The following is an 18,377-nucleotide window of genomic DNA, read 5'->3' as shown; positions in this document are numbered from 1 at the left end:
TAGCACGTGCCGCCTGGATCAGGGCAAAGGCATGATCCGACGCAGATTGGTGATCTTTGGCTAGCGGGAATCAGCTTCCGAGGCTTCACTTGTCTCGTAGACCCCGTCGGCGTAACCACGCGCATAGTCCCAGCTGGCGTAGGACGATGGGTCCGGAGCGTACGCGGGTTCGTGGACCCGGGCCCGGCCCTCGTCAAGGAGGTAGCGGAGGTTGCCGGCGAGCAGGTCCCAGTCGAAGAAATGCGGTTCCGCGCATCCCTCGCAGTCGACGATGAGGCCGCGGTAGCCGCGGGGCTCCAGCAAGGTCCGGAAGACGTCGAGGTCCCCGAGCTCGGCAAGTATCTCCTCGCGCTCGTGCGGCGAAAGAGGCTCCAGCAGTTCGGTGTCCTCAACCGGGTCGAGGCGCGCGAGCTCTGCTGTCGGGTCCTCGGGGTCGCCCGCGAACGGGTCGAGAGGCTCGTCGCTCACGCCGCCCACGCTACGCCGGAGCAAGCCCCTTAGTGGTCCCGATGGGCGACTCCAGGGGGTTGGCCGGTTTCGGATCGCGTGTTTCAACCTGTCCGCGAGACCGTTTTACGCATCTCATACGGTTGGCGGCGCTGGATTACTGCGTAGTACGACATATCCGGCACTGGATTGGTGGTTCCGGTTCTCTGGTCCCGCCTGCTGCCTGGGTGCCGATGCCGGTAGGCGGAGACCAAGCTGATCGTTTTTTGGCGCTTCTCGCCGCGCGGGTGCGCGATGATGGTCTTCTTCCGCGCGCCCGAGCGCTCTCGCCGGCGGTCTTGCCGGCGGCCTTGGGAGTCCTAGGATGGGCCGGTAGGGCTCTTGTGCCGGTGCCTGATTCGCATGCCCGGCGGCTCATGGCCGCAGCCGGCGCCAGGACGGCGTTCCCCGCCATGGGGCCGTGGGTGTTCTGGGCAAAGCGTGGGGATATGGTTTTGATCGTTATGGGGAGTGGCGAGGTGCGGATGGAAGGTGTCATGAACAGTCCCGTTGTCCAGTCGATCGGGTCCGAGCCAGGGTCGATGCCGTCGGCGAAGCTGGCCATGCTGGGGCTGACCTTCGACGACGTACTGCTGCTGCCAGCGGAATCGGACGTCATGCCGGCGGATGCCGACACGTCCACCCGGTTGTCCAGGCACATCCGGCTGGCTGTTCCGTTGCTGTCCTCGGCGATGGACACCGTCACCGAGGCGCGGATGGCGATCGCGATGGCCCGGCAGGGCGGCGTGGGCGTGCTGCATCGCAACCTCTCCATCGAGGACCAGGCGCAGCAGGTCGACGTGGTGAAGCGTTCCGAATCAGGGATGATCACAACGCCTGTTACCTGCGGCCCGGATGCCACCATCGAGGACGCCAACGAGCTCATGGCCCGCTACCGCATTTCCGGGGTTCCGGTGACCGAACCGGATGGCCGGCTCGTGGGAATTGTCACGAATCGTGATATTCGATTTGAGCGGGACTATTCCCGGCTGGTGCGTGCGGTCATGACACCGATGCCGCTCGTTACGGCGCGGGTCGGGGTGTCCGCGGACGACGCGCTGTTGCTGCTGCGCCAGCACAAGATTGAGAAGCTTCCCCTGGTGGACGACGGTGACCGCCTGCGTGGACTGATCACGGTCAAGGACTTCACCAAGCGTGAGCAGTATCCGCGGGCAACCAAGGACGCGGATGGACGACTGGTGGTCGGCGCCGCCATCGGGGTGGGGGATGACGCCTACAAGCGCGCGCAGATGCTTGTAGCGGCGGCCGTCGACTTCTTGGTGGTGGACACCGCGCATGGCCATGCGCGGGCTGTGCTGGACATGGTGCGGCGTATCAAGTCCGACCTGCCGACCCGCCTGGACGGTGGCCCTCTTGACGTGATCGCGGGCAATGTCGCGACCGCGGACGGCGCACGCGCGTTGGTCGACGCCGGTGCCGACGCCATCAAGGTGGGGGTGGGGCCCGGCTCGATCTGCACGACCCGGGTCGTGGCCGGGGTCGGGGTCCCGCAGGTCACCGCGATCTACGAATGCGCGCGCATCGCGCGGCAGGCGGCCGTCCCCGTGATTGGTGACGGCGGGATGCAGTACTCCGGCGATATCGCCAAGGCGATTGCCGTTGGTGCTGACTCGGTGATGCTTGGCAGTCTTCTTGCCGGAGTTGACGAGAGCCCAGGCGAACTGATCTTCATCAACGGCAAACAGTACAAGGCATACCGCGGGATGGGGTCGTTGGGCGCGATGCGCGGCCGGGGCACGGCTCGCTCCTATTCAAAAGACCGCTACTTTCAGGATGATGTTCTCTCCGACGACAAGCTTGTTCCGCAAGGTGTGGAGGGGCAGGTGCCCTACCGGGGGGCATTGGCCGCGGTCGCGCACCAGCTGGTCGGAGGCTTGCGCGCGGCTATGGGATACACCGGTTCGGCGACGGTCGGCGCCCTCCAGCAGGATGGCCGGCTGGTGCGTATCACCTCGGCCGGGCTCAAGGAGAGCCATGCGCACGACATTCAGATGACCGTTGAGGCGCCGAACTACAACACTCGATGATCAGTATCTGTGCCGTGGCCGGCCCGCGCGCGGCCGGCCGGCTTCCGTCGGCCCGGTCCCCGGTGACAGGCATCTGGTGACAGGCGCCCGGTGAGACATCCCCGGTGAGAGGACACAGTGACTGAGGTCGAGATCGGGATCGGGAAGAGCGGCCGCGTCGCCTTCGGGCTGGACGCCCTGGGCATCGTGCCATCGCGGCGGACCCGTGACCCCGCGGACGTCTCGCTGGCCTGGGAGATCGACGCCTATCGTTTCGACCTGCCGGTTGTCACCGCTCCGGCGGACGCGGTGACCTCGCCGGTGAGCGCCGTGAGCGTCGGTGGGCTCGGTGGTCTGGGCGTCGTTCACGTGGAGGGCGTGTGGAGCCGGCATGAGGAGCCCGATGCGCTGCTGGCGGAGCTCGCCACCCTCGACGCCGAGGCGGCCACCCGGCGGCTGCGCGAGCTCTATGCCGCGCCGATCCGACCGGAGCTGGTGGTCAAGCGGCTGGCGGAGATACGCGAATCCGGCGTCGTCACCGCTGCCGCGCTGCGTCCCCAACGGGTCGGGGCGCTATACCCGTTCCTCCTCGAGGCCGGTGGTATAGACCTGCTTGTCATCCATGCGCCAGCCGTGTCCGCCGAGCACCAGTCGCGGGCGGGTGAACCGTTGAACCTCAAGCGGTTCATCGGTGAGCTCGATGTGCCGGTCCTGGTGGGCGGGTGCGCGTCCTTCTCGACGGCCCTCCATCTGATGCGGACCGGGGCGGCTGGTGTGATCGTGGGTGTCGGACCGGGCGGGGCGGACACCACCCGCGCGGTGCTCGGGGTCGGGGTTCCGATGGCGACCGCCATCGCGGATGCGGCCGGGGCGCGCATGCGCTACCTGGATGAGTCCGGCGGTCGTTATGTCCATGTGATCGCCCATGGCGGTATGCGGACGGGCGGTGACATTGCCAAGGCCATTGCCTGTGGCGCTGACGCGGTGATGCTCGACGCGCCGCTGGCCGCCGCGGCCGAGGCGCCTGGCCACGGCGGGTACTGGTCCATGGATGTCCTGCATTCACGGCTGCCCCGCGGTGTCTGGGAGCGCGTACCTGTCACCGGGACGCTGCGCGAGATCCTGTTGGGCCCGGCTGCGGTTAATCCCGGCACCCTGAATCTTGCGGGTGCTCTGCGGACCGCCATGGCCACCACCGGTTATGCGACCGTGAAGGAGCTGCAGAAGGCGGAAGTTCTGATCACCTCTACGCTCTGTTGACTGTCCGGCATCCCCTGCCGGCTGCCTCGTTTTCTGTCGCGTCCCGACCGGGCCGCGCGAGCCGGACAGCCTTGCCGCCGGGCGCTCGTAGTCGGCTACGCGACAGGTAATTTCCGGCGATACAGGCATAACGGGCGTTTCCGGTCTGGTTCAGATGCCGGGGTGACGTCGCCTTCAGGCGGCATGGCACCCTGGAACCGTCTGTTTCGGTCCGAAGGATGACACATGCGCATCGACGAGCACGGTCGCTGGGTCAGCGATGACGGCGCTTACGTCTGGGATGAGGCCGCCCAGGCGTGGCAGCCGTCGGCGCCGCGTCCCACCGGATCGGCGGGATCCACGGCTGCCCCCGCTACCGCCGACCCTGCCACGGATGGCATCGTGGTCGAGTCCACCGGCGCTTTCTCGTTGCTTTCCCTCCCGCGGAGCACAGCGGCCCTACCCGCGGCGGACGATCTTTCGGTGGCGGGTGTGGACTGGCCGCGGTCGATCCATGACGATACGGGGGGTCCCGGCGTCGGGCCGGGCATCCAGCCGGCCGTCGGGGGGGAACCGGCCAGCCCTGGTGGGTGGGACCGGCCCGACGGCACCCTGCTCGGCGCTGACCTGCTTGGTACTGATCTGCTTGGTACTGACCTGATCGGCACCGGTGTCCCCGCGGCGGGCAGGGCATCCGGGGATCCCGCCCCGGTATCTGACCCGATCGCCGGGGCCTGGCTCGCGGGGGCTGTGGGGGAGGGTGACATCCCGGCTGGTTCCGGTGATCTTGCCGGGGCTGATGTCCTCGGTGGCCGGGTGCCGGGCGCCGAGAAGATGTCACCAGGCCTGAGCCAGCATGCCCAGGATGATCGCGTAGCGTCCGCCCCGGGGTGGGACCCGGCTGAGCGTGACCGTGGTGACCGCGTCCCTGCTGGTGCTGCGCTGGAGGCGGGGGCGCGCAGCCGCGCCGGCTCCAGCGGTGCGCGTACCCATGGGCGTCGGCGACGCGCTACGGCGAGTGCCCGAGCGACCCGGTCCGGCCCGTTGACCGGGCCCGCCGACGGGGAGACCCGCGGGTTCCCGCGAGGTATCTCACCGCTGCCGCGTTCCGCGCTTATCGGTGGAGCGGCGGTTTTGGCGCTTCTGCTCGGCTTCGGTGGGTGGCTGCTTTTCGGCCACGCCGGTGGGCACACCGTGAGCCACGGACCAGCCAAGGTCGCGGCGAGTGTTTCGGCGGGATACCCGCGGCAGTACTCCGGACCGGTACGCACGGCCTATCTGGATGAGTGCGTCCAAGTCAGCGGGGGGCTGCGGGCCTACTGCGCATGCACGCTGGAGAAGCTGGAAGCCACCTACCCGGAGGACCAGTACGTCGCCTTCAACAACAATGTTAATTCTTCCGACTCGACCAAGGTCGTTCGTGAGATCGCGGACCAGTGTGTGAGCGCCGGATGATGAGCACTAGTGTATGCTCGGGCTATCCGTTTTTTCGCGTTTCCTGGGCATATACGCCCTTTACCTGGGGGGCAGGACATGCCCACCGACGACTTCGGGCGCTGGTTGAGCGACGATGGCGCGTGGGTGTGGGACAGCGCGGCCAAGATGTGGCGTCCGCGGGTGACGGCCGGTGATTCCGGTGACGCGGGTGGGCCTGTGACGGGGCCATCGGAGCGATCCGGTTCACCGGCGCGACGCGCGGATGACTTCTTTGCGGTGGAACGGGTCGGCGAGACCGACGACCGTCCGTATCAGCCGTCGGACCGAGAATCATCCTGGGATGTCACCGCTCCGGCATACCAGCCCTCGGAGCGTGACCCTGGCCGGCGCTCCGGCTCGGGCTCGCCCGCACGGCCGGCGGCTGCCGCGGTCGACCCCTTTGACGTCTCCTCCACCCATGACCGACCGCTTCCTTCCGCATACCCCTCCGTTGAGCACCCGCCGTATCCGGTCCGTCATGAACCGTGGACGGATGGTTTGCCGAACCAGGTTGATCCTGGGCGAGGCGTGCCAGGCCTGCCAGGAACGCCGGCCGGGCACGGGCCTGGGCATGGGAGCGGGCGCTGGGACCTGTCAGTGGGCAGCGCCGACGACGGGCACTCCGCGCGCGGCGCTGGTCTGGCCTGGCAGTCCTCGCCCGCGGGTCCAGGCACGGGCCGGGATCCCGGCGTGCGCGACCGCCAGCCCGAAGTTCCCCGCGGCTTCGGGCCCAACCGCTCAGAGGCTGTCGGCTCCGCTGAGGCCAGGCGCAACTGGCCGCCAGCCGACGACCGGCTAACGGCCTTCCCCGCCGCTGGTCAGGCCGCATCTGGTGCGCAGGCGTTCCAGCCGCCGGGGAACGCCACCGGCGCGGCCGCGGATCGGCCGGCCGGCGGCTCGACGGCCAGCTCGCCGCCCCCTCGAGGGTTCGCGGGCGCTACCGGGCGCCCCGCGGACCATGGGAGCAGCGGATATACGCCTACCGGCGCCGATGGTCCGCCGAGAGGCGGGCCTACTGGCGGCGCGAATGGCTACCCCGGTGGCCAGCAGCCGGACGGTTATGGCGTTCCGCAGGGTGACAGCTATGCGATCAGCGGTCACCAGCCTCCCGATTACCCGGGATCCGCGCGCGGCGCTGCCGGTGGGCGTGATGCCATCGCCCGCTCCGGCCGGCCCGTTGACGCCGGCAGCCAAAGAGGCTCCGGCAGCAGGGCGTTCGATCAGACAGCGGAGTCCGGGCGGATGGAGCGCGATGACGCGAGGCGCCGCCCGGAGGCCGTGAGCCGGACAGTCCTGTTACCGGAGCCTCCCAGCCCGGCCGAGCCCAGCGCGGGCGGATACTCCGGCTATCCGCCAGGCAGGCCGGTTCCTCGCCGCTCCGGTACGGACGACCGGGCCTTCGCGCCACCGGACGGGCCCGCGCGGACGGCCGCGAGACGAGCGGATGCCAGCGGCCGTGCCACGATCCCCCCCCCGCTTCACCGGGACCCGGCCGGACCTCGCGTTGATCCGCTCACCGCGCCGCGAACACCCCTGGGGCCGGCGACCGCCCTGCCGCTGCCCGCCCTGCCGCCGGCTCCGCCATCGTCGGGGAGCCATGCGGCTGGCACGGCGGCTGGCGGCACGCCTGAGCTGGACCGGGACAGTCATCACCCCGTGCGGGCTCCCGCCTGGGACAGCGGTCCGCTGTCCCAGGGCGTGCCACCTGCCGCGCTGCCGCCTCAACCGCCGGTGGAAGCCGCGATGACCGAGGCTTTGCGGCTGGAGCCCGCGCCGGAGAGCGTTGAGGACGACGGTTGGAAGCCGTCCACCACCGTCCGGAAGAAGACGGACCGCGGTGGTGCGGCACCCCCGCGAGTATCGTCCGCGCGGGCGTCGTCCGCCGACGCGATCTCAGGCATGGCGACGAAGGGGGCGAAGGAACGCCGCCGGGCACTGAGCGGGCGGACAGCGGTCTCCGCGAGGCGTGGCGGCAACGCCCCCGGTAATCGGCGTGGCGTGGCGAGCCGGACCGACTTCGACCCTGATCTCACCGGCGACACCGACCTGACCGACGATATTGATATTGACGACGAGGATGACTACCCGTCCGGAATCTTCGCGCGCTATCGACACGGCTGGGTGGGCCCGCTCGCCATCGCGGTACTGGTATCACTCGTCGCGATCGGCGTGTATGTCATGGTGACCGGTGGAAAGAGCGCTCCGGAGGCGGCGCCGACGTCGGTGGCGTCCACCTCGCGGTCCGCGGGGTCGCAGACATCGACGACGAGTAATCCGGACGCGGCTGCGGGGCTGGCACTGATCGATGGTGCCTACCGTTGCTACCAGGCGGACAGCGCGGACCTCAAGCCGCTGGCGGCACTTCCGGACAAGCTCGTGGTCCCGATGGGGCGAGGGGCCTACAGCTGGAACGCTCAGCAGGGTACCTACACGATCGCCAAGAACAGCCTGAGCACCGAGACCGAGATCTTCGCCGATGTGCAGTTCACCGCTGGGCCGCTCAAGGACGTCAAGGCGTTGTTTTTCAACCGCGTGCGACAGGGCGACGCGGGCAAGGACGTGGGTGGTCTGACATTCGAGGACGGGACCAACCGGTGGTGCGCGATCAATTAGCGCGACTGGCAAGAGAGGCGTGGATCAAGGAGCGGGGCTGGGATGCGTGCGCTCATGGTTCGCTGGGCCGTCCCGGCGGATCCAGGCAGCCCGGCCGAGGGCGTCCTGGCCGGTCTCGGTGATCGCCTGCTCCGGTGGCCGTGCCGAGCGTCAGAACAACGGGTGACAATGCACGATGCAGGGAACAAAACTCCCTTTTTTGATCTCCTGGATACGTGTTGACCAGGACCCAGTGCCCAGGTTTCAACCGGGGTGCGGCAGGATCAGGTCCCATGCTCCGATCTGACTGTGTGACCGGCGCTGACCCGGTACGACCTGGCAGCCTTTCGGACTCCGGCGTCTGCGCCACGACCAGCTCGTATCGTCCGATCATGGCCCGACCGGACGGTTGGGGCGGTGGCTCTCTGGACCGCCGGAAGCTGCTGAGCCTGGCTGGAATGACCGCCGCCGCCCTGCCGCTTGCCGCGTGCGGCGGGGGCTCCGACGGATCGCAAGCGTCGAGATCCATCCGGATCGGTTATGTGAGCCCGCAGACCGGGTCGTTGGCCGCATTCGGCGTCGCGGACAGGTACGTCACCGACTCGATGCGTTCCTTCTACCGGCGTGGCCTGACCATAGGCACTCGGACCTACCCGGTGGACATCGTTTTCCGGGACAGCCAGTCCGACCGGACCAGGGCGGCTCAGGCGGCCAGCGACCTGATTTTCATCGATGGCGTGGACGTCGTGCTGGTCGGGTCGACGCTGGACACGGTCAACCCGGTTGCGGACCAGTGCGAGGCGAATGAGGTGCCATGCATCTCCACCGCGGCTCCGTGGCAGTCGTGGTTCTCCGGGCGCGGTGGCGACCTCACGAAGCCGTTTAAATGGACCTATCACTTCTTCTGGGGCCTGGAGGATGTGATCCAGGTTTACCTGGGAATGTGGGCGCAGCTCGGCACCAACAAGAAAGTCGGGGCGCTGTGGCCAGATGACCCCGATGGCAGGGCGTTCGCCGGGGCCTTCCCGCAGGCGATTGCCGGGCATGGCTACTCCTTGGCGGCGCAACCCGCGATCCCGGCCAACACAACAGATTTCAGCCCGTTGGTGAGCCAGTTCAAGAGCAAGGGAGTGGATATCCTGACCGGGGTGATGACAGCGGCCGACTTTGCCTTGTTCTGGCGGGAGGCAGTCCGGCAGGATTTCAAGCCAAAGATCGTAACGGTGGCGAAGGCCTTGCTGTTCCCGGCGTCGGTCCTGGAACTCGGAACGAATGCGAGCAACCTTGGCACCGAGGTCTGGTGGTCACCTGTGCACCGTTTTCGGAGCTCGTTGACGGGGGCCACCCCCCAGGCGCTCGCCGACGACTTCACCGCGAAGACCGGGAAGCCATGGCTGCAGACCCTTGGCTTCGTGCACGCGCTGTACGAGGTTGCCACCGAAGCGCTGGCCCAGGTCGGCTCCCTCGGTGACCGGGCGGCACTCGCGGATGCCATCGGTAAACTGCGTATCAACACGATAGTGGGGCCGCTCGCCTTCGGCGGTTTGGCGAACATCCCCAAGAACGTCGCGAAGACACCTTTGGTCGGCGGTCAGTGGCGCCCGGAAGAGAACAAGGGATACAAGCTTGTGATCGTCGGTGAAGATTCGGACAGCAGCATTGTTTCGCAGTCGGACCGGGTGCAGCAGTACGGCTGATGCGATAAAGGAGTGGGGCCGACAATATCCCAGCCGCCTGCGGCCGTAACGTCCCGTACGGCCGAGGGCGAGTTGATCAGTATTCTTTGGGGTCGCCCTCGGCCGGCTGCGGGCCCGGGTTCAGGTCCGCGCTACCGCTCGGGACATGGTGTGTTCGACCACCGAGATGAGCGCGCTTTTCGTGGAGTCACGGTTCCGCGCGTCGCAGGTGATGATCGGTACGGCCTGGTTGATCTGCAAGGCCTCCCGAACATCGTCGATGGAATGCCGCAGGATACCGTCGAAGCAGTTCACGCCTACGACGAACGGCAGCTGTCGCTGCTCGAAATAGTCGACTGCGGCGAAACAGTCGGCCAACCGCCGCGTATCGGCCAGCACGATGGCACCGATCGCGCCGCGGACGATGTCGTCCCACATAAACCAGAAACGGTACTGTCCTGGCGTACCGAACAGATACAGGATCAGATCCTCATCCAGGGAGACCCGCCCGAAGTCCATGGCGACGGTGGTTGTCGTCTTGTCGGTCAGGTGGGTCAGGTCGTCGACGTGCGCCCCGGCTTCGGTCATCACAGCCTCAGTGCGCAGGGGCACAATCTCCGACACCGAACCCACGAAGGTCGTCTTGCCGGCACCGAAACCGCCAGCAACAACAATCTTGACTGATGTCGTGGCGACGGATGAATTGACCCGTCGGTGGTCAGAGTTTTCGAAGGCCACTGAGAACCCTTTCGAGCAGCGCGAGGTCTGGCGCCTCGTCGCGGTCCGGTTGCTGGTGTACCCGGACGTAACCTTCGTCCGCCATGTCGCCTACCAGCACCCTTGCGACGCCGAGGGGAACCCGCAGGCCAGCGGCGATCTCCGCGATCGATCGCACATGCTGGCACATGGCGGCAATTGTCTGTTGCTCCAGGGCAAGGTCAATTGCCCGTTCCTCGCCGAGGGTTGTCGTGAAGACCAACGCCTCGATGGCAAGTTCGTACCGTGAGCGCGTTCTTCCACCGGTCATCGCGTAGGGACGGACAACCGGCCCGGGGGCGTTCTCGGGATCAATGCTCACCCTGACCCCCTGTGTTCCCGTCGGTTCACCGCGGAAGGATCCCCTGCAGCTCGGCCCGTAGTGCCGGCGTCAGAACGTCCATCGCCCGGGTTACCAGCAGCGCCATCTCATACCCCACAAGCCCGATGTCGCACGACGGCGCCGCGAGGACCGCCATGCTGGCGCCGTCGCTGATCGCCATGATGAACAGGAAGCCGTGCTCCATCTCGACAACAGTCTGCGTCACGTTGCCCGCTTCGAAGACCCGGGCAGCGCCCTGGGTCAGGCTCACCAGGCCCGAGGCGACGGCCGCCAGCTGGTCCGCGCGGTCGCGGGGGAATCCGTCCGATACGGCCAGAAGCAGACCATCCGCGGAGACCACCACGGTGTGCGCGACACCGGGCACCCTCTCGACGAAGTTATTGATCAACCAGTTGAGGTTCTGTGCGTCTGAGCTCATGGGCGTCACATGTCCTCCTGGGCATCCCGGCGAGGGGCGGCGTCCCTGGTGACGTCGCGCCCTTGCCGAACACCTTGATAGAAGCTGGCGAGCCGGCCACCGACTGCTTCCGGAGACCGAGGGGGCGTGTCCGGTGGACGGCGCCGTGGCCCGGGTTCGGCGCTACCCGGCACGAGGTGGGTCATCGGGACCCGCAACGGCAGGCCGGCCCGAGTCGTTCCGCTGGATGCGGGCTGGCGGGCCGCCTCGGCAGCCTGCCAGCCCGCATCACCGGCGGAGGACCAGGAGATCGCCCCGGGGGCGGCGGAAGCCGCCGTGGCGTCGCCGACACCGGTGACCATCGCGCTCGACATCGCCTCTGGTGAGTAGGCCGGGGGGAGACCCATCCCCGCACCGGCGCGTACCGGGAGCTCAGGGGACGCCGCATCCTGGCTGGTTGCCGGGGCAGGGTTCGCGAGCCGGCCTGGGGGCGGGAAGGAGGAACCGGGGCGGGTGCTCTCGCCGCCCGCAATCGTGTTAGCACGGCCACCGAGACGGCTCAGCGGTTCTGCCGGGCGTGAGTCAGCACGCTGTACCGCCGGGCCACGGTTGATTGCCGGGCCTGGACGGCGCAGCGGGGACGGCGGTGGCACAGCCCGCCGGGTCGGGAGCGCCGGTGCGGGGGAGCGCCGCTGGAACCAGGCCGATACCGAGTCGAAGATAGGAGTTGTGTCGGCATCGTCCAGCTCGTGTTCAGCACCTTGATCGTCTTTAGCGCTTGCCTGGACGAAGGACGAATCATCCAAGGGGGCGTCGGCCTGATCTGGACTGAAATCGTCAGGCTGGTTGCTGGCCGTCGGCATGGTGCCGGGCGAGCGTCCGCCCTCGTATGCCTCGTATGCCTCGTGGGTCACGGCGGCCCGGCCGAAGGCGGGATCGGCGTTGGCCTTCGGAGCACCCCACACCGTGTCCGGGGCGACGTGATCCGTGGGTTCTGACATCCCGAAGCCGGTGGGGCCCATTGCGGGCTGTCTGTTACCGATCGGCCCGGTGTTTATCGGCCCGGTGCTGATCGGCCCGGTGTCCGATGCGGCCGGCCAAGGCGACACAGTTGGCCCGCGGGGGATCTCATAGCCGTCGCTGGAAGGTCCGGTCGCGGCTGGGAAATCGGTTCCCGACCGGTCGCCGGCGATGATGTTCTGCGGGCCGGTAGCGCTGGACAGAGCGTCCGGCCCTGGCTTCGTACCTCCGAAACGGGTGGAGCCCACGTCCAATCCGCCGCTTCCCGCCTGGCGGAATCCGCTGTCGGCCGGCATCCCGTCCGCTCCGGGACGACGTCCCCGGTCTTGGTCGTCGTGGGACGCCATGTGCGGCGCCGGGGACGGAAGAGGCGGGAATCCCAACTGCGGCTCGACGGATCTCGGATCGCTGCCATTCAACGGGGCATGCCCGTTGAGCTGGGCAGAGCCGTTGGAGAATGCGCTGTCCTTGGCCAGCGTCCTGCCGTTGGCCGTGAAGTTGCCATTGGGCATGGCCGCGGGGAAAGCGTTGTCGGCCGCTGGCCGGCTGCCAACAGATGGGCGACCGCCACCGACGGTACTCGCCGGCCGTGCGGGGGCGCTTGAGGACGGATCACCGGCGACAACTTTGGCTGGTAGCCGCACCACGGCGGTTATGCCGCCGGACGTTGATTCCCGAAGCTGGACGCGAATGCCGTGCCGGGTGGCCAGCCGGCCTACCGCGAACAGGCCCATCGTCCGGGATACCGACACGTCGACGACCGGCGGGTTGGCAAGGCGCTCGTTGACACGCTCGAGATCCTTGGCCGGCATGCCGATGCCACGATCCTCAATTTCGATCATTGCCCCTGCGCCGGGACCGAGCGAATGGCTGGTGACCAGCACCTCTGTTGCCGGTGGCGAGAACGATGTCGCGTTCTCCAGCAGTTCGGCGATGAGGTGCACGACGTCACTCACCGCGTGTCCGGCGATCGATACCGGGGCCGCGGCCGACTGCTTCACCCTCGTGTACTGCTCCACCTCGGAGATGGCGGCGAGGACGACCTCGTTGAGCGGGACGGGGTGGGTCCAGCGGCGAGCGGTGTCGGTACCGGCGAGGACCAGCAGGCTCTCGTTGTTCCGCCGCATACGGGTGGCGAGGTGGTCGAGTTTGAACAGGTTGGAGAGCTGGTCGGGGTCCTGCTCCCGGTTCTCCAGATCGTCGATCAGCCGTAGCTGCCGTTCGACCAGGCCCTGGCTTCGTCGGGACAGGTTGACGAACATCGCGTTGACGTTGTTTCGCAGGACCGCCTGCTCGGAGGCGAGGCGGACGGCTTCCCGGTGTACCTCGTCGAACGCACGGGCGACTTCACCGATCTCTTCCTCGGTGTCGATACCGACCGGCTGGATGTTGGTGTCGATGTCCTGGTCAGTGGAGTCACGCAGGCGACGGACGGCTTCAGGCAGGCGGCTGCCGGCGATGTCGAGCGCCGCCGCGCGCAGTCCGAGCAGTGGCCGCACCAGGGAGCGGGCCACGACCATTGTCATGAGGAGGGCGGCGGCCAGGATGAAAACGATGAGCAGACCGGCCACCAGCGCCTTGCGCTGAATAGTCGAACGAAGCGTTTGAACCCGGCTGTCGGTGTCGCTGAAAAGGGAGGTCAGGACCTTGTGGTTGAGGTCCATCGTCTGTTGGGTCGACCTCAGCCATTTCTGGGCGTCCAGGTCGAGGGGCTGCCCAACTCGTCCTGTCAGCACGGTCTGCGAGTTGTCGTTGGCCTGCGACACGTCCTGACCGGTAACAGTCGTCCCGTACGAATCGCGCTGCGGGCCGGTTGCCGCGCCCTCGAAGCGGGAAATCTGGCTTTCGCGCTCAGTGTGGAATCCGACGAACGCGCGATAGTCGCTGTTGTCGAACTGCTGCTTCTGTAGAATGCCGTAGACCAGCGCCTGCTGAGCGGCCAGCAATTCCCCGGAGCGGGCAATCGAGTCCGCGCTCACCACGTCCGCCAGCAGCGACCCGTCGTCCTGACCCTGCGGAATGAGGGCAACCAGGTTGACAAGACTGTTGATAATAGTTGTATAGGCCACGGTGACAGTGCCTGGGTCAACTACAGTCAGCGCTGTCGCGCGTACGTTCTGTCGGCGGGACAGCCGGTCGGCGGCTGCTTGGATTGCCGCCCGGGTCTGCTCACTGAAGCCGTTCTGGCGGCCCTTGGCGGTGTCCTCGTAGTCACGGGCGGCCTGATCGACCCGGGCCTGTGCTGCCTTGACCGCGTCGAGGGAACGCTGTTGCCCCGCGCTCGCGACATAGCCGATCGTGTAGGTGCGTTCCCGTTCCAGTTCGAACGTGAGGGTGGTGGCGGCGCGACTGATTTGGATCATGTTACGGACTCTGTTGATCTGCTGAGTGCTGCTGAGGACCGTGTTGGCCCCCTGGGAGGCATTGACCAGGATGGCGATCATTGGAACGGCGAGAATCGCGATCAGTTTGGTCCGGACCCGCCAGTTCGCCGGGGTAGCGACGTTCGCCGCTATCCGCCGCAGGCCGCCGGGGGCCGCCGGGGTAATCGTAGGCGCACCGACGCGATGCCCACCGTCGTCGGCGGGCTCCTCCGGCGTCATTGGGGATGCCGCGGGCGCGTCGACGCCCCTGCTGGCTATCGGTTGTCTGCGCACGTACCTTCGCAACCTCTCCGCCAGCCTCCCGGAACACGTCGTACCAGGATGGCTCGGTATCGGGCCCGGATGTCCCTCGACAGGCACCTTAGCGGTACGGACAGGCGACCCGAAAGACGCCTACCCTAGGGTAGCCACCCAAAGGCTATAGGATCATGGTTTTCTCGGCACAGCCGGAAGTGTGGGAAGTGTTGTCCACTTCCCGCTCGATGCGGTGGCTGTGTTCCCGCCGGACCCAGGAGTGGTTCCCGCCGAACCCAGGAGCGGCCAGACGGGCATGGGCTGATACTAGTTGATGGTAGTCGTGAATGCCGGAATCGTTACGATCGGCCAGCGCGCGCGGCTGCTGTCTGGTGATCCAGGCGGTGCCCCGGCCGGGACTCGTGCGGACACCCGTCACGGCACGGCCGCGGGAAAGGATCAATGTCCGCGGGAAAGGATCAATGTCCGCGCGGCCGCGGGCCCCTGCCGCTTCGTAGGCTGACGCCGTGAACACCGCAGCCTCGCAGCCCGCCGGACGTCCGACCGGTACCGATCCGGGGTTTCGCCCCGTCCATGACCGGGTTCTGGTCGTGGACTTCGGTGCCCAGTACGCTCAGCTCATCGCCAGGCGGGTACGCGAGTGCCATGTGTATTCGGAGATCGTGCCGTGGGATCTTCCGGTCGAGGAGATCATCGCTCGGCGTCCCGCCGCGATTATCCTTTCGGGCGGGCCGAAGTCGGTGTACTCACCGGGCGCGCTGGCGGTGGATCCGGCGCTGTTCGGTGCCGGTATCCCGGTCCTGGGCATCTGCTACGGCCATCAGGTGATGGCGCACGCGCTGGCCGGGACGGTCGCGCGCACGGGTGTCGCGGAGTACGGAGCGACCCCGCTCGCGGTCATGGCGGCGGGCGTCCTGTTCGCGGATCTGCCCGTCGCCCAGCAGGTGTGGATGTCTCACGGCGACTCGGTGACGGCACCACCACCTGGCTTCGTGGTCACCGCGGCGACCCGGTCAACCCCGGTCGCGGCCTTCGAGAACACCGAACGCCGGCTGTTCGGCGTCCAGTTTCATCCCGAGGTCGCGCACACCGACTGGGGGTTGGACATCCTGCGGCACTTCCTGTTCGCCGGTGCCGGGTGCCGGCCGGACTGGACCACGCTCAACATCGCGGATGAGGCGGTGGCGGCGGTGCGTGCTCAGGTCGGTGGCGGCCGGGTCATCTGCGGGCTGTCCGGTGGGGTGGATTCGGCGGTGGCGGCGGCCGTTGTGCACAGAGCCGTGGGTGATCAGTTGACGTGCGTATTCGTCGATCATGGATTGTTGCGCGCTGGCGAGGCCGAACAGGTCGAGAAGGACTTCGTTGCCTCGACCGGCGTTGAGCTGCTCCAGGTGAAGGCGGCCGACCGGTTTGCCGCCGCGCTTGCCGGTGTCACCGATCCCGAGCGTAAACGTAAGATCATCGGCCGGGAATTCATCCGGGTCTTCGAGGCCGCGGCCCGCGAGCTCGAGACACGGGCCGAGAGCGAGGGAACCCAGATTGAGTTCCTCGTACAGGGGACGCTGTATCCCGACGTCATCGAGTCCGGCTCAGCGACCGCGGCGAAGATCAAGTCGCACCACAATGTGGGTGGTCTTCCCGACGATCTGCGTTTCAACCTGGTGGAGCCGTTGCGCACGCTGTTCAAGGACGAGGTGCGCAGGCTCGGCGAGGAGCTCGGGCTGCCCGAGGAGATTGTCTGGAGGCAGCCCTTCCCAGGGCCTGGCCTTGCTGTCCGGATCATCGGTGAGGTCACTGTTGAGCGTCTTGAGGCCTTGCGGGCCGCGGATGCGATTGTGCGCGCGGAGATCCGTCGTGCCGGGTTGGACCGGGAGATCTGGCAGGTGTTCGCGGTGCTGTTGGCCGGCGTCCGCTCGGTCGGGGTGCAGGGGGACGAGCGCACGTACGGGCACCCGGTTGTCCTGCGTGCGGTCACCAGCGAGGACGCGATGACTGCCGATTGGGCTCGGCTGCCCTATGAGCTGCTTGAACGCATCTCCAATCGGGTGGTCAACGAGGTCGCCCAGGTGAATCGGGTGGTCTACGACATCACCTCGAAACCCCCTGGCACCATCGAGTGGGAGTAGCCCCGGGTGGTGTGGGAGCGGCCCGGGTGGCGATGTGGCCGGTTCAGGCCGCGGGTGTGCGCAGCGACTCGGCCACCAGCGCCCGTACGCGGCCAGCGGTCGCCTGGTCGATGTTCCCGCCGGACAGGACCACCGCGGTCGGGCCCTGCGCGCAGCCCGGATGGCGCAGCAGCGCCGCGGCCCCGGCGGCACCAGCCGGTTCGACCGTCTGGCCATCGGCCTGGGCCAACATCACCATCGCTTCCCAGAACGCCTCCTCATCAACCGTGACCATGTCATCCACCAGGTCCGCGGCGAGAGCCAGCGGCAGATTGCCCGGACTTCGCACGGCCATGCCGTCCGCGATCGTCGTGGCCGGTACCCACAGCCGGTGCCCGCGGCGCCAGGAGCGGACGAAAGCGGGGGCGCCCGCTGCCTGGACACCGATTACCCGCACATCGGCGCGGCGCTGTCTGAGCGCTGTCGCGATACCCGCGATCAGCCCGCCGCCGCCAACGCCGACCAGCACGGTACGCAGCCCCGGTATCTGCTCGATCAGCTCGAGCCCGATCGTGCCCTGACCGGCGATCACTATCGGGTCGTCGAAGGGGTGTACGAGCAGCCCACCGAGGTCGTGCGCGGCGGACTCGGCGGCAAGCAGGGCGGCGTCGACGTCGCCTGACACGAGTTCGACATGAGCACCGAATCGCCTGGTTCGAGCGATTTTTGTAGGATTTGCCCCGGCTGGAACGAAGATCGTCGCTGGGACGCCGAAGCGGGCCGCCGCGTAGGCCACGCCCTGGGCGTGGTTACCAGCGCTGGCGGCGACCACGCCACGCGCACGCACCTCGGGGTCCGCGAGGGCGATCCGGGTGAAGGCGCCGCGCAGCTTGAACGAGGCGGTGCGCTGTTCGTTCTCGCATTTGAACCACACCGGCACGCCGGTCAGGCGGGACAGGTGCGCGCTGCGCACGACCCGGGTGCGCTGGGCCACTCCGGTGAGCACAGCCGCGGCCCGGTCGACGTCGATGCCAGCGACGTCGATGTCGGTGGTGTTGATGTCGGTGGTGTTGATGTCGGCATCGGGGACCTCCGCGGCTGGCTGGTCGGCACGGCGGCCGCTTGGGGGCGGGCCGGGTCTTGACGGAGTCTCGGCAGCGGCGCCATCACTGCTGGTCGGCGCCTGGGTGGCGGCTGGTCGGCTCATCGCTGCTCTCCCGATGGCTCGGCGACCAGCTTGCTGCATGGCCGCGGCAACAAAAAAGCCCCCCGCCGGCATGGCAGGAGGGCAAGGCGCACGGACCCGGAGCGCTGGCTCGTCAGGCGGGTTCGCGCGCCCAAGAAATAATCATAAGATGCTGCGCCACCCGCTCAGGATGCTCGCTCGTGCCGATGGTCGTCAAACCGGATGCCCGAGATCCTCCTGACTGTGCCGGCGGGCCGCCCGCTCGGCCAGCTGATCGATCCCGGTATGGCCCGCGTGATCGGAGTGGTCCGCGTGATCGGAGTGGCCCGGATGCCGATCCGGCGCTACGCCCTGTCGTGAGGCCTACCGGTGCCTCGTAGGGTGTCGAGTGTGCATCGCTGCCAGAACTGTCGGACGTCGAACATATGATCGATT

General features: G+C 67.7%; 14 protein-coding genes. 7 read left to right on the top strand and 7 right to left on the bottom strand.

Features of this window, described 5'->3' with window-relative positions; all coding sequences use genetic code 11:
- Positions 1-60: 60 nt before the first annotated feature.
- Positions 61-477 (bottom strand): DUF5319 domain-containing protein, encoded by a 417-nt coding sequence (locus tag MJ785_RS03935; protein ID WP_308127796.1) that lies wholly within the window; start codon positions 475-477, stop codon positions 61-63.
- A gap of 506 nt (positions 478-983) precedes the next feature.
- Between MJ785_RS03935 and guaB the strand changes: the two genes are divergently transcribed.
- From guaB to MJ785_RS03910, 5 genes are all read left to right on the top strand, one after another.
- Complete coding sequence (gene guaB, locus MJ785_RS03930; RefSeq protein ID WP_239394721.1) at positions 984-2,534, top strand: IMP dehydrogenase; 1,551 nt, start codon at positions 984-986, stop codon at positions 2,532-2,534.
- 117 nt (positions 2,535-2,651) lie between these two features.
- Positions 2,652-3,773: a GuaB3 family IMP dehydrogenase-related protein gene (locus MJ785_RS03925; RefSeq protein ID WP_239310876.1), complete on the top strand. Its 1,122-nt coding sequence runs from the start codon at positions 2,652-2,654 to the stop codon at positions 3,771-3,773.
- Between the two features lie 225 nt (positions 3,774-3,998).
- Complete coding sequence (locus MJ785_RS03920) at positions 3,999-5,207, top strand: hypothetical protein (protein WP_239380051.1); 1,209 nt, start codon at positions 3,999-4,001, stop codon at positions 5,205-5,207.
- A gap of 1,299 nt (positions 5,208-6,506) precedes the next feature.
- Positions 6,507-7,841: a hypothetical protein gene (locus MJ785_RS03915; RefSeq protein ID WP_239380050.1), complete on the top strand. Its 1,335-nt coding sequence runs from the start codon at positions 6,507-6,509 to the stop codon at positions 7,839-7,841.
- A gap of 437 nt (positions 7,842-8,278) precedes the next feature.
- On the top strand, positions 8,279-9,517 hold the full coding sequence (locus MJ785_RS03910; RefSeq protein ID WP_255720432.1) for an ABC transporter substrate-binding protein: 1,239 nt from the start codon (positions 8,279-8,281) through the stop codon (positions 9,515-9,517).
- A 120-nt stretch (positions 9,518-9,637) separates the two neighbouring features.
- On the opposite strand, the gene MJ785_RS03905 is transcribed toward MJ785_RS03910, so the two are convergent.
- From MJ785_RS03905 to MJ785_RS03885, 5 genes are all read right to left on the bottom strand, one after another.
- On the bottom strand, positions 9,638-10,234 hold the full coding sequence (locus MJ785_RS03905) for an ATP/GTP-binding protein (RefSeq protein WP_239310872.1): 597 nt from the start codon (positions 10,232-10,234) through the stop codon (positions 9,638-9,640).
- Positions 10,215-10,574: a DUF742 domain-containing protein gene (locus MJ785_RS03900; RefSeq protein ID WP_239310871.1), complete on the bottom strand. Its 360-nt coding sequence runs from the start codon at positions 10,572-10,574 to the stop codon at positions 10,215-10,217. The genes MJ785_RS03905 and MJ785_RS03900 overlap by 20 nt, the downstream gene beginning before the upstream one ends.
- 25 nt (positions 10,575-10,599) lie before the next feature.
- The gene (locus MJ785_RS03895) at positions 10,600-11,022 is read right to left on the bottom strand and encodes a roadblock/LC7 domain-containing protein (protein WP_255720431.1); all 423 of its coding nucleotides are present in this window, start codon (positions 11,020-11,022) and stop codon (positions 10,600-10,602) included.
- Positions 11,019-14,669 (bottom strand): nitrate- and nitrite sensing domain-containing protein, encoded by a 3,651-nt coding sequence (locus MJ785_RS03890; protein ID WP_239380049.1) that lies wholly within the window; start codon positions 14,667-14,669, stop codon positions 11,019-11,021. The genes MJ785_RS03895 and MJ785_RS03890 overlap by 4 nt, the downstream gene beginning before the upstream one ends.
- Before the next feature lie 145 nt (positions 14,670-14,814).
- Positions 14,815-15,165: a hypothetical protein gene (locus tag MJ785_RS03885; protein WP_239310868.1), complete on the bottom strand. Its 351-nt coding sequence runs from the start codon at positions 15,163-15,165 to the stop codon at positions 14,815-14,817.
- Here MJ785_RS03885 and guaA point away from each other — a divergent pair.
- On the top strand, positions 15,158-16,777 hold the full coding sequence (gene guaA, locus MJ785_RS03880) for a glutamine-hydrolyzing GMP synthase (RefSeq protein ID WP_370651625.1): 1,620 nt from the start codon (positions 15,158-15,160) through the stop codon (positions 16,775-16,777). The two genes, MJ785_RS03885 and guaA, sit on opposite strands and share 8 nt — an antisense overlap.
- Before the next feature lie 43 nt (positions 16,778-16,820).
- Here the strand turns inward: guaA and MJ785_RS03875 are convergent, their stop codons facing one another.
- Positions 16,821-17,963, bottom strand: coding sequence for a threonine/serine dehydratase (locus tag MJ785_RS03875; RefSeq protein ID WP_239380048.1), 1,143 nt, complete (start codon positions 17,961-17,963; stop codon positions 16,821-16,823).
- Between the two features lie 201 nt (positions 17,964-18,164).
- Between MJ785_RS03875 and MJ785_RS03870 the strand changes: the two genes are divergently transcribed.
- On the top strand, positions 18,165-18,302 hold the full coding sequence (locus MJ785_RS03870) for a hypothetical protein (RefSeq protein ID WP_239310866.1): 138 nt from the start codon (positions 18,165-18,167) through the stop codon (positions 18,300-18,302).
- Positions 18,303-18,377 lie beyond the last annotated feature (75 nt).

The organism is Protofrankia sp. CiT1 (assembly GCF_917627335.1).
GTDB lineage: Bacteria > Actinomycetota > Actinomycetes > Frankiales > Frankiaceae > Protofrankia.
This window is presented reverse-complemented; position numbering and strand designations above follow the sequence as displayed.